Consider the following 15,423-nt stretch of genomic DNA (forward strand, 5'->3'; position numbering starts at 1 on the left):
CTTTTGCTTCTGGTTCTTCACTACAGTACTGTCAGCTTTTTGGTGACTAAACCGTGTTCCGTCTGGATCTGCAGGAAGTAGAGACCGGCCCTGGCAGCAGGCAGGCTGATCTCCACGGCCTCCGGCCTCGGTCCGGTGAGGCGGGTCCGGTGCAGGCGCTTGCCCAGCGCGTCGTACACCTCGATCTGCTGCACGTCGAAGTCGGCGTGGCGCAGGCTCACGGTGAACGCACCCGAGTTCGGGTTGGGGTAGACGGCGATGGCCTCGGCCGGCGCCAGCTCCTCCACCACAAAGTCGACACTGCTGAGGGCCTGGCCGCCGTAGCCGGTGATGGTCACTTTGCCCGTGCTGGCTCCGCGCGGCACGCGCACCCTGTACCTGTTTCCTTCGCTCTCCAGCACCAGCGCCTCCTGCCCGTTAAAATCAATTATGTCCAGCTGACCCATGATGCCGAAGTGCTCGCCGTTGATCTCCACCACCGTGCCCACCGTACCCCTGGCAGGCTGCATGGCCGTGAACTTCGGACACGGGATCACTTCGAAGAAGGTGGCGGCCCTCCCGCCGGGTGTTTCCACAGTGATAAATCCAGTCTCGGCCCCTTCCGGCACCCGCACCTTCAGGTGCTGTGGACTAGCCTCCAAGACCTGCGCCAGCGCCTGCCCGAAGCGCACCTGGTTGCGCGCTTTGTCTATGGCGAAGTGCTCGCCCGTGATTGTGACACTTGCGCCCACGATGTCTGACTGCTGGCTCAGGGCCGTGATCACCGGGGCGTACCAGACGGTGTAGGTCGGGCCGCTTACCGCATCACCGCCTTTGGTGCTGACCCGGAAAGCGCCTGTGGAGGCTCCGGCCGGCACGCGCACCCTCACCGTGCTCCCGTCGCTGCCCAGGATCTCGCAATTAACCTCGCCTAGCTTGATGTGCTCGATCAGCTCCGGCTGCAGCTGCTCGCCCGTGAGCGTGACGGTCTGGCCCACCATGCCCTCGGCCGGGCTGAAGGAGGCGAGCACGGGCGGCTGGTACACCTGGAACTGATCAGAGGAGGTCGCCCCCCCGTCCGGGGTGATGACCCGCAGGGTGCCTGTGGTGGCGCCCTGAGGCACGCGCACCCGCAGCTCGGTGGCCGTGGCGCTCACCACGGTGGCCGCCTCGCCGTTGAGGTAGACCCTGTTGTCGGCCGGCACCGCGGCAAAGCGCTTACCGGTGATGGTGACCTCACTGCCGATCCTGCCTGCGGCGGGGGCAAAGCCCGCGATGCCCGGCGTGGCCAGCACGTCCGCCAAATTCACCCGCACGGTTTCGTTAATCACCGGCGGCATGTCGTAGACGCGGTTCTGCGTCACGTTGGTGCGGATGGGGGAGTTGAAGTCGAAGAAGATATCGGCGAAATTCTCGACTAAAGTCTTCTCTGCCAAGTCTGCCTTTGGTTTGATGCTGAAGAGGATGTAGCCGTGGCTGCCGGGCTCGTCAGCGGTGGAGTCGGGCAGCATAATGTTATCGAAGGTCCAGGTGAGCACAGGACGCCCCTTACCCGAAACCGCTACACGGCCCGGGTGGGAGGTGGCCCCCACTTGCAGGGTGGAGAGGTCCAGGTGCTCGGAGAGGGTGTCCACGACCACGATGCGGTAGGCCACGTCGGTGCCTGTGTTCTGGAAGCTGATCTTATAAGTAAGGGCCACGCCCGTTGGTGTATAGTGCTCCTCGGTTCTGCCCACGGGCGTGACGAGCTTGTCGTTGGGGTCGTAGGAGTCGGTGATGGGCATGCACTCGGCCGATTTTTCGGCCTCCTCGTCGTCTGCAGGCAGCAGGTTGACAAAGCCGGAGGTGATCGTGGTGTCAGCCGCGGCACCGCTGCAGGGCTCCACCGTCACGCTGGCCGAGGTGTTGTCGCCGTTGCCTTGGGGCTGGTCAGCCTCCAGGCGCCAGGTGTAGCCCATGGCCGGCACCCAGAGCACGAGGCTGTCGCCGGCGGCCAGGCGGAACTGCTCCCGGGAGGCCAGCAGGCCGTCGGCGTACTTGCGGAAGAGCTGCGGGTCGGCCATGTCGGCCGCGCCCGTGTTGCGCAGCACGAAGCGCACCATGCCCGTGGCGGGGTGGCAGCGGCCGGTGATGGAAACGGTCGGGGTCGGCTCAGCCTGTTTGTTGTTGGAGGGTGTGATCCAGGCGCGTGTGCAGACGGTAAGGCCCCGCACTGACTCGTCGCCGCAGGTCACAATGTCTTCAATGGTGATGGTGCCGCTCTGGCCGGCGGCCAGGTTGCCCACCCTAAACTCGTAGGAGCCGTCCGAGAGGCGGGTATAGGTCTGGTCGGCTGAGAGCAGTTCCACTTCTGTGGGCAGCTGTAGGTATACCTTAGTATCCGGGGCGGTTGCGAAGCCGGAATTTACGTAACGGACGGTCGTTGTGCTCTCGAAGCAGCGGCGGCGGCGGGTGGAGGAGACGCTCACCGACAGGTGGGGGGAGAGGGTGACGCGGTTGCTGAAGTTCTGAGCAGCGGAAACAGCATTGTAACCTGTGAACTGAAGAGGTGTGCTCGTGGATAAAGGAGCGCACGTTTCAGTAATGGTTCTGCCTGTGTCGTGGGGGAGAAGCTGACGTAGGGTATAACTTCCTTTGCCTACCTCGATAGCGTAATTCCCCCGCTCATCTGTAACCCCAAAGTATGGACCAGGACTGGCTTCCACCACAATGTTAGAGATGCCCTGCTCGCTTTTACCTTTAAGACAATCTGCATCTTGATCTGCGTATACAGTACCCGTTATGAGGTTTGTGGTTGCTTCGTTCAGCTCAGGAGAGACGTACATCATCACACCCAGCACCGAATAGCTGTTGTTACAGGCTATCAACCGGGTGCCATCAGGGGTGACGGCTATGTTTTCAACAGAGTAACTTATTCTTCTACTCACCTGGCGCACATAGCCAACAAAGGTTCCTGTGGCATCCAGTTTCTTGATGGTATTGTAATCACTCACATACATGTTGCCCTGTGCATCAAGTACTAGCGCAGAGAGTTGCTGGAACTTATCGTTTTCCTTCCCATAAGAGCCGATTTGCTGGAGAAATTTCAAGTCAGGATCATACTTCTTAATAGAATAGTCATGTAAGATGTAGAGATTTGATTTTCTATCGAAGGCGATGGTGTGGTAATATGGGATATCCTTTCCCGTACCTGGATCTTTCAGCGTAAAACTTCGTACCCGGTTTCCTGCTTTATCAAACTTATGAATAAGCTTTTCATCAGACAGGTATAGGTTACCAGCCGGGTCAAGTGCAATTTTCCGTGGGAAATAAATGACACCCGGTTCAGGTTTTGCAAACCTGGTGAGGAAGTTGCCCTGTGCATCGAACTTGTGAATGTATCCTTCTGGAGAGTAGGATAACACATACAGGTTACCCTGCGCATCCAGGTGGAGGTCAGTGATGTAGTGCTGAAACTTACCGTTTTCGGTTCCATAGCCTCCAAACGTAAGAATCCGGCGTCCATGCTTATCAAACATTTCTATGTTGTAATCGCCGTTGGCCACATAAAAATTGCCCACAGCATCAATAGCGACCCTCGAAGCACTGACATCTAACGCATACGGCCCTTTTCCCAAGCGGCCTAAGGCATATTGTAGCGTACCATCAGGGCGTAGCTTTTGTAACCTGCCTATGTGCCCGGTAGAGCCAGCGTAGTAACGCGTAACCTGCTCAGCAATGTAGATATTGCGATCTGCATCAATGGCCAGTTTCGCATTGGTAGCAGATACATTGTTGATGGGGTCGTAGTAGAAGTTGATTGATTCTGAAAGCTTTCCTTCCTCGTCGAATTTAGCAATCCTGAAATTGGCGGCATCCGTTGTGTATAGATAGCCCTCGGCATCCACTGCGACATCAAAAGGCTTGAAGGCCTTAGGCTGGTCCGGAATAGTATACTGCATAAGGGGGGTGCCCGCATTGTCAAATTTCTGAATGCGGCTATTTTCTTTATCGGCCACATACACATTCCCGACTGCATCTGTTGTTATCTGAGCCGGAACCCTGAAAGAACCTATACCTGTTCCCTCCTGACCGTACTGCAGAGTGAACGCTCCCTTATTGTCGAATTTCTGTATGCGGTTATTACCGGTATCGGCAATGTAGATGAAGCCGTCAAGGTCTACCGCGATGCCACTGGGGTAAGTGAAAAGTCCCGGAGCAGTACCTGTACCTCCAAATTGGTGCAGCACTTTCCCGTCGTTGCTGATTTTTGTGATTTTGCCGGAATAAGAAGATAGTACATACAGGTTATCCTCTCGGTCGAGTACGACGCTGTTGCAGACATTCCAGAGATAGTCTTCCGGCCCGACTGTATATTCTTTTCTAAACCGCCCATCAGGATAAAAAGAGACGATAGAGTAGGCATCAGCAACGTACACGTTCCCCTGGCTATCCAAGGCCACATCCTGACCTTCTGCAATTGCATTTCCTAAGAGAAGACGAAGTTCATATTCCTTGTGCTGGGCTGACACATGCAGGTAAAAGAACAAGAAAAGAAACAGGAGTAAAAGTGCTCTCATAGACAATGCGTGAAATGTTTGACAAAAGGGCGGCTATGTAAATTTGGATATAAAGCTATAAATAAAAATTCTTATATTTTATACCCGTGTGAACAAGGCGCAGCACAGTACCTGTGTGTTGATCGGATTGCTAAACTTTGTTGGAGAGCCGCCTGCAGCGTGATGAACCGGCAGGGCAAATGCAAGCATGCAATCAATCTGGCCGCCTGATTGCATAGATCAGTTCATCCAGGTATTTGCCGTTTTTGTAAAAGGTTTTCTCAAGCTTTGCCTCTAGCACAAAACCGGCCTTCTCCAGCGCCCGCTGCGAGCCGATGTTGTACCCAAATGGCCGGGCGTAAATGCGCGTGATGTTCCAGTTGGAAAAGCCGTAGTCCACCATTTGGCGGATAGCCTCTGTGATGATGCCTTTGCCCCAGAAAGGCTCGGCCAGCCAGTAGCCCATCTCTGCGTTTTTCCGGTAGATGTCGTGCTGCGGGTGTATGCCTATTCCGCCAGCGGCTTTGCCTTCTACGGCAATCGCCAGAATGTTGGGCGGGTCGCCCTGGGTTGCCATCTCAATAAATGTTCTGCCTTTTTCGTAGGTATAGGGGTGCGGAAAAACATCGGCCATGTTGCGGGCTATGTTGAAATTGTCAGCATACCGCACCAGGCTGTCGAGGTCCTCTATGGTCCAGGGGCGTAGTTTGAAGTTCATCATTTGCCTGAGGTAGGTATAGCCTTTTAGGGTCTTTTACTTTAAATGCTGATTAAAAAAGTCGACGGTGCGCTGCCAGGCGAGCTCGGCTGCTGCTTTGTCGTAGCGGGGCGTGGTGTCGTTGTGGAAGCCGTGGTTGGTGTCGGGGTAGAAGTGGGCGGTGTAATCTTTGTTATGCGCTTTCAAAGCCGCTTCGTAAGCCGGCCAGCCCTCGTTTACGCGGTCGTCGTGCTCAGCGTAGTGCAGCAGGAGGGGCGACTTGATCTGGAGCACATCTTCCACAGGCGCCTGTCCGCCGTAAAACGGAACGGCAGCCGTCAGGTCAGGTATACGCACGGCCATCATGTTCGAGATCCAGCCACCAAAGCAGAAGCCCACCACACCGGCTTTGCCGTTGCATCTTTTATGGTTCTTGAGGTAGTCGTGTGCTGCTATAAAGTCTTCGAGCATCTCGTTGCGGTCGCGCTGACTTTGCAATGTACGGCCTTCGTCATCGGTGCCGGGGTAACCTCCCAAGGGCGTAAGGGCATCCGGCGCAAGTGAGATGAACCCAGCCAGTGCCGCCCTTCGGGCTACATCCTCGATATGCGGATTCAGTCCCCGGTTTTCGTGCACGACCACCACACCCCCTAGTCTTTTCTTCGCCTTGGCCGGCATCGACAACAGTGCCTTTATCGGACCTCCGCCTTTGGGAGACTGGTAGGTAATATACTCCGAAATGACACGCGGATCGTCTGCCGCGAGCTGTACCTTACCTTTGTAATCCGGCATCAGAAAGCTCGCTAGCGATCCAACCGTAAGCCCGCCCACCGCATAGATCGAGAGCTTCTGCATAAAATCCCGCCTGTTGATGCGGTTGTGGGCATAGTCGTCGTACAGGTCGAACACTTCCTGCTTGATGTCTTCTTTTTTGATCTCGTCCATGGGGGCTGGGTTTTGTTAATAATGAAGCAGCTTTGCTATACCTGTCGGACTCTTGCAAAGCAGCAAAACATTCTTTAAGGTAATGAATATGAGTGGAAAAACGGTTAGTTGCGACTTAGATTATATTGATTTTTATTTTGATAGAGAGAGTAACGGCTTGTATAGAAGGTGAACGAGGCGTAGCCGAAGTGTGACTTATATACCTTGTTGCCAGCTGCCTTTTTTATTTTTCTACAATTACTCGATGAAACTTCTCCCCATTTTTGAGTTGACCTGAAATGTCAATAGTCAATGACTTGTATGTAAGTTCCAACCCAAGCTCGTCTATACTTTTCTTGTTTTTTGATTGCGAGCTTAAGAAAGCATTTGCCTGCCGAATATACTCAGGGCAACAGCTTTCGTATTGTTTTTTTTCTTTAGAAGAGATTGGTAAAAATTAATTTGAGCTTGAATTGATTCATTCTTTATTTCTTCTAACTCATCTCCTGCAATCCATTCTAGTAATTCTTTCCTATCTTGAAATCCAAGCGTTTCATACACTTTGCGATTGTTCGAATTACCGTTGAGATCAGGAATCTCGATAACACCGTCTTTTATCTGAAGGTCTGACCATTTACTCTGCTTTGTAAACTCTAAGGGAATTGCTGAATTATCATCTGTTGTGTACTGCAAGAAGCCAAAGCCAAACCTGACTTTAGCTGAAAGGTCAGATACCAATGATCGGTCAAATTGAATATCCTTACCTTCAAGTCCTTCATGTAGCTGCTTCAGATAGTAGGTTGTGTCGTTACGCTCAACAACGTCAAAATCTTCTTCAGATAATTCGTTTACCGTAAAGTGTATTTCTTCACCAGTAGGTTTGCCTAAACCAGATACTTTCTCACCAGCTTTATTTTGCTGCTCACAAGCTAACAACAAGAGAACTCCAGTAAGTGATAAAATAGCTTTTTTCATGATTCAGGTTACTGGCAACTTATAGCTAAACGGAAATCTATTCGGCTTATCTGCACTATGTGTGGGGTAGCAGTGTAGTTGATTAATCGCTTCCATAGCGCTTTACTAATATAGTGCTTTTACAGGAACACTACAACCAACTCACTATTTTTCCAACGTGTGGCTAATCGTAAAGGTAAAGCTATTATAAATCACGCCATTAGGGTGAATTATTAGGTTTTTCCCTGAATGGGTTCACAATAGCCTGCATAATGCTCAGTCAATGTATGAAAAGTCTATAAGCGTAGCTAAACACAACTATACTGTTCAAAAAACGAATGTTGCTCTTTCAAAGCTGCACTTGGGCGGTTTTCTACTAGTAGCTTTTCCTTAAGTTCCGACCTCGCCTGAGCAGGGTATAAAACTGCTCGCGGTGTTTTCTAAAGCCGTAGGTGGATAGGAAAGCAGCGGTCGATCCAAGTAGCATGGAGCCGAGCACGTCGCTGGGGTAGTGCACGCCCAGGGCCAGCCTGGAGTAAGCCACAAGCAAGGCCCAGGTCAGGATGAGGCCGCGCAGGGTAGGGTTGCGGAACATCAGCACAAGCACGACTGCCGACGTGAAAGCATAAGCCGTGTGGCCGGAAGGGAAGGAGGGACTGCTGGCCTCCGCAATCTGCTCTATCGTGTCATGCGTCACAAATGGGCGGGGACGATCGACGGTATACTTCAGCAAGCCAATGAACAGAATGTTGAGCCCCATGGCAAACACATACTGGTATGCCTTCAGCTTAAGCGAAACCATCCTCCTGAAATGTCCCGCCAGGTATAGGCAAAGCGGCACCAGGGCACCAAGTCCGTAGGCTGTGACTGTCAGGGTAAGTAGCAGGAAGTCCAGGTCTGAGGCCCGGCTGCCATTTAACAACTGCAGCGTGGCAAGATCCAGGTTTGCTAAGGTTTCGAAGAGGGTGGTAGTGAGTATGAGCAGAAGCGCAGGATGCTGAAACAGGAACATGGTAAGCTTTAATATTATGGATTGCTACGTCCTATACGTGGCTTTTTCTATTTCATTGCACGAAATGCAGTATGTTGTGAGATTAATTTGGCACCGGATGCAACTGTGACACGGAATGTGTGTCTTTAGCTTACACCCCTCCATTACAAAGACGAAAGATTAAAACATTATCCTATAGACTATGAAAAAAAGTGTACTTTTTTTGATGGGAATGCTATGTCTTCTCCTGTCCGTTTCAGGTGCTGCATGGGCGCAGGAGGCAGGTAAAATATCCGGAATACTTTCCGACTCGCTCACCGGCAAGCCTATTGAGTATGCAACAGTCGCCCTGCTCCGGTCAGGTAATACGCAGGCACTGCAAAGCGCACTCACCGACGCCAACGGCCGCTTTTCCTTCACGGGCGTAGCGCCTGGCAATTACCAGTTGGCCATCAGCTTCCTGGGCTATCAGAAGAAATTTATCAGTCAGGTGGCAGTCAGCGCGGCAAAACCAGAGACAACGGTCGGGAGCATCAGGCTGGTGCCCAGCACGACCCAGCTGAAGGAAGTAACGGTAGAAGGGCTCCGCCCCACCATCACCCAGGAAGCCGACCGCATGGTAGTAAGCATTGAGGGGACGGCCCTGGCGGCAGGCCGGACTGCCTATGATGTGCTGGCCACCTCGCCGGGCGTTTTTATAGACCAGGAAGGCAATATACAGCTGAATGGCAGGGCAGGGGTGACCATTATGCTGGACGGTAAACTGACCTACCTCTCCGCACGCGACCTGCGCTCGCTGCTCGAAGGTATGTCAGCCGAGAACATCCGCAACATCGAGATCATCACCAACCCTTCGTCCAAGTACGATGCCGAAGGCTCTTCGGGCATTCTGAACATCAACCTCAAAAAAAACACGCTGCAAGGTATAAACGGAAGCGCCTACGCAGGTGCCAACTACAATGGCAAACAGTACGGCTTCTCTACCGGGGGCAACATCAACTACAGAACCGGTCCCTGGAACTCGTTCCTGAACCTGGACATGGCACGCCGGGTAGGGGGTCGCGATGCCACCTTCAACAGAGCATTCCGGGATGGCGAAAGCACGACATACTTTGATCAGGTAGCTACCGGCAATTTTGAAGTACAAGGTCCTCCTGCCGTGCGGGTTGGTACAGACTACAGCTTCGACGAGCGCCACAGTGTGGGCGTGATGGGCTACTTCAACACCAATAAACTGCACGCCGACTTCCTGACAGAAACCTACATCGGACCTGCCCCAAACCAGCCGACGCAGTTTATCGATGCGGATAACTTTAACCAGAACCGCTTCACCAACTTCACTTCCAACTTGCACTACATGGGCAAGTACGATACCCTGGGCACGACGCTTACAGCAGACCTGGATTTCGTGAAGATCAGGAACAGAGGCGACGCAAATTTCTACAATTACTACTACGACCTGACAACCGGCCTGCCCCCCATGCAGGACTTCCTCTATACCGATACCCCCAACGAGTTTGATATTTTTGCTGCCAAAGTAGACTTTACGCGTCCACTTGGGAGTGGCCGGAAGCTGGAAATGGGAGCCAAAGCCAGCCGGGTGGTGTCTGACAATGATTCCCGCTTTTACTTCAACAACGACAACGCACTGCTGCTGGACACTACTCGCACGAACCACTTTGTATATGACGAGAACATCTACGCGGGTTACCTGAACTTGAACTCCAAACTAGGTGAGCAGCTGAGTGTGCAGACCGGTCTGCGGGCTGAGTATACCAAGTCGCTGGGAGAGTCGCTGACGACCAAGGATGTGAACGATCGTGATTATCTGAACCTGTTCCCCAGCCTGTTTGTGCAGCAGAAGGTGAGCGATAACTACCAGATCAACTACAACTACAGCCGACGTATACAACGTCCGAACTATGGGCAGCTGAATCCCTTCTTTGCCTATCGCGACCCTTATACCTACTGGCAGGGAAATCCGAATCTGCGCCCGCAGTACACCCACGCCATCGGCATCACGCAGGTGTTCAAAAAGACCTACAACCTGGTGCTCAACTACCAACTCAACCGGGATGTGATCGCCGAGCTGCCGGAAATCATACCCGAAACGTCGACTACGATCTACTATGTCGGTAATGTGCCCAAATCCCGCAACCTGAGCCTGACCGCCATTGTACCGGTTACGATCATGAAAAACTGGGAGAGCAGCAACACCATGCTTCTTTCATACAGTGAGTTCTCAGCCGTGGTGAACAAACAGCAGATGATCAACGACCAGGTGTTCTATATGCTGCAGACGAACCACACGATCATGCTACCTAAGAAGATAAAGCTGGAGCTAAATGGCACTTACCAGGGGCCGGGAGCCTATGCGCTCTATGTGATAGATCCGCGCTGGTGGGTGAACGTGGGGGTAAAGAAAAGTTTTATGGATGAAAAGCTGGAGCTGAGCGTTAACGCGAACGACATCTTCGAAACCCAGCACCTCATCATCAGTGCCCTGGTAGGCGAAGGTAACGTGAGCGACTGGGACCAGTATTTCAGGCAGCGCAACGTTGGATTCACGCTGCGTTACAAGTTCAGCAAAGGAGAGAAGCCGGAAGAGCGCAAGCGCAGTACCCTGGAGGAGCTGAACCGAACCGGTAACTAAGAAAATTAAGATCAGCTTTATTCGATATTCTGAAAGTTGAAAATCTAGGACTTTTTTCGAGGAATCCAGGTATAAACGAGCCCTATTCCTGCAGGTCGCATGGGCTTAACCGCTAGTGGTAAGACCCTTCTTTACAGTCAAGTTTCTGAGCAGAATGACAGACAGTTTGAGACTGTTTTATCAGGTGAAACGACCTTGTGTAAAAGAGGGGGTACTGTCAATTTACATCCTTGGAACCATGCAAGTCGGCACCGGCATCAGACATAGCTTTTCTGAAATTTTCCTATCTATTAGGTCCCTCTTCCCGTAAGGAAAAAGAAAAAAGAATAACCATGAAAACGAATACATCAAAATCCTCAAATCCTTTGAACTACCTGATGGAAAATCCAGGTGAGATCATGAACGTGGTGAAGAACCCGGGCAAGTTCGGGCTGGATACCTACAACGGCCTGGACACAAAACAGAAGCAGTATGTACTTTTTGCCGTGGGCGCCGGCCTGATCGGTTATGGCATCTACCTGGGTATGAACAAAAAGTAAGTGTTTGGACATCAACCTCCTGCGCCAACTTGCGTATACCTGTGTATAGACATTATGTTATCGTTCAGACAGGCGTAAACCTGAATTAAAGCTTGTAGAAGCTTTTGGAAGAATTGCTTCCATGTTTGACGGAACATGAAAAGGAAAGACCTGCTCTAAGCTTTGCTTGAGGCAGGTCTTTCTGTTTTTATACCTGGTGGGTTGCTGGTTATTTCTTCTTTTTACCTGTGCCTTTACGGGACTGCCGCAGCTTGTGCTGTTCCTCTTTCAGTGCCTTGAACTCCTCGTTCGTGACCGTGACCGTATACTCCACCGACGACAGCACATGCTCCTGCTCAAACTCATCGTACACCAGCAGCACCGACAAGAACCTGTTCTCGTTGAGCACATAGTCCCCCTCTTCTTTGTCATATACCTCAAAATCGTACTCGCCCTCCTGCAGGTGTTTCTCAGGCTTGCGTGCCAACTGATCTCCGGTGATCACGAGCGGCTCATCTAACTCCACTTCCAGGTTAAAGGGCTGGAAATACTTGCCATCCTTCTTGTAAGTCACGTATTCGATCTTGTCCACCTCAACGACTATACCTGCGTTGCGGTCGTCGCGCTTATTTTTAATATGGAGAATGTTGCCGGTCAGTTTCATGCTGCAAAATTACGCTTATAATTGAAACAAGCCCTAACTTTACCTTTCCATAAATCAAGACCCACCCCGCAGGTGTAGCAATCTCACCGCTATACCTGATACGGAGGGTACATTTGACCTATAGTCCATGTCTACTGCCGATACAAACGATTTTTTTATAGAACAACGGAGCAGTGCCGAAATCAAGTCTGAGCTGCTGAACGAGTTTTTTAAGGCCTGGTGCAGTGCCCAGCTGCAGGGGCAGCGCTATAAAACCAACCCGGTGCTGGCCTTCATTGATCTGTACGCCGGTGACGGGAAGCCCGAAGACGGCAAACCGGCCACACCTGTCCGGGTGCTCAACAGTATCTTTGGCGCTACTGACAAGTATAACCTGAACAAAGTGGTGCGCACCTTTTTCAACGATGAGAAGAAGACCGTCACCGCCCGGCTGAAGGAGAATCTGCAACAGCTGCCCTACTACGCAGATTTGCAGCACAAACCGGTGCTGCTGCACGAAGAAACCAGCCTGGCAACGCTCGCCAAACTTCTTGGCAACGATGTGCCCACCTTGCTATACCTGGATCCCTTCGGTTACGAGTTTTCGCAGCAACTGCTCTTGCAGTCGGTGCGCCGCTGGGGGCTGGATCTGTTCATGCTCTTTACGCCGGCCAAACTGCGTGCAGCGGTGCAGGGCGCTACGGACGACAGCATCATGGCTGATGTGTTTGGCAAAGAGCGCCTGCAGAGGATCCGCGAGTTCTGCGACCGCTACCAGGATGCCGGTCAGCGCGAAGACTTCATGGTCGACCAGTTTGAAGACGTTTTCCGGGAGAAGGATTACAAGACATTCCGCTTCAAGATCAGTCTGCCCAAAAAGAACCAGACGAGTCACTACCTGTTTTTTGTATCGAAGAACGATGCGCCTTATATGAAAATGAAGGAGCTCATGCTGATGTACAGCGACTACCAGGAAGACGGCGTGCCGCTTTTCGGGGCCAACATCAAGCACCAGTTGTCTCTGTTCCAGGAGCAGTACCGCTATTCGATCAAAAACCTGATCACTGATCTGGCTGGCAAGCGTGACTATTACCACAACCTGCCCATCGACAGCATTTACCGGCATCATAATATCGGCACGAATTACATTAGGGGGAATTACAAAGAAGCGTTAGAGGCGTTGAAAGCAGAGGGAGTGGTCGAGGCGATCAATCCTGTTTCCCGGCAGACGATGCGGAAGGTGTCGTTTACTTCGATTATTGGGTATAAGTAAAAGGGGAGGAGGGTTTTACCTTGTCGGCAGGGCTTATTGCAAGTATAGGACTTATGGCGCGAGCGTCCTCGCTCGTGTCTGCTATGGTGGGGCCTCTGGCCCAGGTATAGGTATACCTTACTTTGTTTTTTAGCTACGGCTGTTGCAGGTATAGCACCCTGTTTTGTTCTATAGCTTGCCCTGGCCGGGCGGGCCTTACTTTTTTCCTTGATGAAAAAATAGAGGGCCCCTACCCCCAGTAAGCAAAAAAATCAAGACGATTTTAAATCGAGGGCCCCTACCCCCACTCGCTGACCGCTCTTGACAGGGGGACCCCTTCACCCCAACACAAAATCGTCAGTGGTGCTCCTGGCTAATGCTGTTTGTTTCATAGCCTCCGGGGCAAGTTAGTCTTGCTATACCTGCCCGTGATCTGTCCAGTGATCTGTGCTACGGGGCTTATAGCTTCGAATTGGCAGTAGCAGAAGCTCCCCTCCTTGGATAAGGAGGGGCAGGGGTGGTTAGATCCGGTATTGCAAAGGAACTACTAAAACCACAGCGCTTATACCTGCGAAGTAGAAGTAGCAGAAAATCCCCCCTCTCGGAAGGGGCAGGGGTGGGTTGTAGTGACCGCCTGTCCCCCTCCAACCAAGATCCTTTCAGGATGACAGACGGAGAAGGCAGAGTCCCCCTTCGAAGTGGGCAGGGGGATGACAATCGTGCACAAGAATCCTGTAAATCCCTGAATCCTGTAAATCCTTGGGGTAGGGGCCCTATATAAAGATTCAGACAAAAAACACCGTTACGACAATATATTCATACGAAAAATACACCTATGCAACATCCAAAACTCTTTATGCTGATGCTGGGGTGCCGACCGGCGGGGCGCAACACGGAACAGCACGATATGTTCTTTGCCATTGGCGAGCAGGTAAAAGACCTGGTACCGGCCATTAAGGCTTTTTGGCCGGAGGCGAAGGGCAACATCCACGTTGATGCCTGGCGGGAAGTGACCCAGGTAAATGGTTATCAGGTAAAGGTCGTTCCCAAAGCGGCTATACCTGCTGAAGCTGGCGTTGACAAGCTTTTCTTTCTGAACCTCGGCGGGTATAAACCAAACGAGTTCGACGAGTTTCACTACAAAATGCTGTCTATCGCACCCAACCAGGCGGGAGCGGTGCAGCAGGCCAAGCAAACGGCCTTTTACAAACATACTGGTTTCAAAGGGGCCACCTCACACATCGACGATAAGTTTGGTGTGGACGTGGACGAAGTGTTTGAAGTAAAAGACATCCTGACAGCTGAGGACAAACAGAAGTTCAAGCTCGAGATCACGCCAGGTATAGCAAGCGCTGAAGACGAGCTGCACCTGGGTTACTTCCAGCTGCATAAGCTGTAGGTATAGCGGTGATTAGTTGGTGTTAGCTGTACGCTGAATCCGTGATAGGTCGGCCTGGCGGTGGTCGACGGCGTAGGTCTCTGAAAGGATTTTAAAAGAGCAGTGAAGAACATGCGCACGTTTGCTGCGTTATGAGAGGGAGTGTTTTAACCTAAATAACAAAGCTATGAACAGAAACAACCCGCATAACGACCGCAACCGCAAGAACCACTACGCCGACTTCGACGAACACGGTAACGCCCGTACCGGCAACACCAACAGCCTGTCGCGCTTCAATCCCGAAAGCAGTCAGCAAAGGGGAGATCACGACCGCTACGAAAACCGTGACGACCGCGGCAGAATGTCCCACGGAACACGCGCCTACGGCGATTTCAGCGGCGGGACACGCTACGGCGAAGGCGGCAGCACTTACGGAGGAGGCTCTGCTTACGGACCATCAAATTATGGGATGTCCGGTCGTGAAAGACCAAGCCACATGGGCGGCGACAGAAACTACTACGACCACAACGAGCACAGTCGCCAGAACTTCGGCCGCTCCGGCGATTATAACTATGGTGGCCGTATGAACGAAGGTCCGGACAGCCGTTACCGTGGCACGGGCTACATGGACAGCAACCAGTCAATGTCCGGCTACCGAAACGAGCAAGGCAGCGACAGAGGCTACAACCGTAGCTTCGACGAGTTCCGCGACACGGGCTACGGCTCCACCAGGTATACCAACCGCGACGAAGACCGGGAGCGCAGCGCCTACAACAACTGGGGCCAAAACCGGCAGCGCAGATTCGATGATGAGCGTGGCTATAACGAGCACAACAGAAACCGCGGTCATCAGGACTGGTAGCAATAGGATTTAACATAGTGAACGGCCGCTTATT

Annotated in this window: 11 protein-coding genes; 5 read left to right on the forward strand and 6 right to left on the reverse strand. The window is 52.2% G+C overall.

All coding sequences use genetic code 11. The annotated features are described in order from the left end of the window. Positions 1-20: 20 nt before the first annotated feature. The 5 genes from C8E01_RS14535 to C8E01_RS14555 form a co-directional block, all read right to left on the reverse strand. Positions 21-4,538 carry a DUF7619 domain-containing protein gene (locus C8E01_RS14535; protein ID WP_116544181.1) on the reverse strand — a complete coding sequence of 1,506 codons (4,518 nt, stop codon included), beginning with the start codon at positions 4,536-4,538 and terminating at the stop codon, positions 21-23. A gap of 193 nt (positions 4,539-4,731) precedes the next feature. Continuing rightward, positions 4,732-5,238, reverse strand: coding sequence for a GNAT family N-acetyltransferase (locus C8E01_RS14540; protein WP_243409593.1), 507 nt, complete (start codon positions 5,236-5,238; stop codon positions 4,732-4,734). Positions 5,239-5,271: 33 nt separating this feature from the next. Then, positions 5,272-6,159 carry a dienelactone hydrolase family protein gene (locus C8E01_RS14545; RefSeq protein ID WP_116544182.1) on the reverse strand — a complete coding sequence of 296 codons (888 nt, stop codon included), beginning with the start codon at positions 6,157-6,159 and terminating at the stop codon, positions 5,272-5,274. Between the two features lie 354 nt (positions 6,160-6,513). Beyond that, positions 6,514-7,113: a hypothetical protein gene (locus C8E01_RS14550; protein WP_116544183.1), complete on the reverse strand. Its 600-nt coding sequence runs from the start codon at positions 7,111-7,113 to the stop codon at positions 6,514-6,516. A 355-nt stretch (positions 7,114-7,468) separates the two neighbouring features. After that, the gene (locus tag C8E01_RS14555; protein ID WP_116544184.1) at positions 7,469-8,104 is read right to left on the reverse strand and encodes a phosphatase PAP2 family protein; all 636 of its coding nucleotides are present in this window, start codon (positions 8,102-8,104) and stop codon (positions 7,469-7,471) included. A gap of 181 nt (positions 8,105-8,285) precedes the next feature. On the opposite strand from C8E01_RS14555, the gene C8E01_RS14560 reads away from it, so the two are divergent. After that, positions 8,286-10,736 (forward strand): TonB-dependent receptor domain-containing protein, encoded by a 2,451-nt coding sequence (locus C8E01_RS14560; RefSeq protein ID WP_116544185.1) that lies wholly within the window; start codon positions 8,286-8,288, stop codon positions 10,734-10,736. A gap of 332 nt (positions 10,737-11,068) precedes the next feature. After that, positions 11,069-11,275, forward strand: coding sequence for a hypothetical protein (locus C8E01_RS14565; RefSeq protein WP_116544186.1), 207 nt, complete (start codon positions 11,069-11,071; stop codon positions 11,273-11,275). Between the two features lie 208 nt (positions 11,276-11,483). On the opposite strand, the gene C8E01_RS14570 is transcribed toward C8E01_RS14565, so the two are convergent. After that, positions 11,484-11,918 carry a hypothetical protein gene (locus C8E01_RS14570; protein ID WP_116544187.1) on the reverse strand — a complete coding sequence of 145 codons (435 nt, stop codon included), beginning with the start codon at positions 11,916-11,918 and terminating at the stop codon, positions 11,484-11,486. A 127-nt stretch (positions 11,919-12,045) separates the two neighbouring features. On the opposite strand from C8E01_RS14570, the gene tcmP reads away from it, so the two are divergent. The 3 genes from tcmP (at position 12,046) to C8E01_RS14585 (ending at position 15,389) form a co-directional block, all read left to right on the forward strand. After that, entirely contained in the window at positions 12,046-13,170 is a 1,125-nt protein-coding gene (gene tcmP / locus C8E01_RS14575; RefSeq protein WP_116544188.1) for a three-Cys-motif partner protein TcmP, read from the forward strand. Between the two features lie 814 nt (positions 13,171-13,984). Further along, positions 13,985-14,548: a DUF1543 domain-containing protein gene (locus C8E01_RS14580; RefSeq protein ID WP_116544189.1), complete on the forward strand. Its 564-nt coding sequence runs from the start codon at positions 13,985-13,987 to the stop codon at positions 14,546-14,548. A 166-nt stretch (positions 14,549-14,714) separates the two neighbouring features. Continuing rightward, complete coding sequence (locus tag C8E01_RS14585) at positions 14,715-15,389, forward strand: hypothetical protein (protein ID WP_116544190.1); 675 nt, start codon at positions 14,715-14,717, stop codon at positions 15,387-15,389. Positions 15,390-15,423: the final 34 nt, after the last annotated feature.

The organism is Pontibacter virosus (assembly GCF_003096355.1).
GTDB classification, from domain to species: domain Bacteria; phylum Bacteroidota; class Bacteroidia; order Cytophagales; family Hymenobacteraceae; genus Pontibacter; species Pontibacter virosus.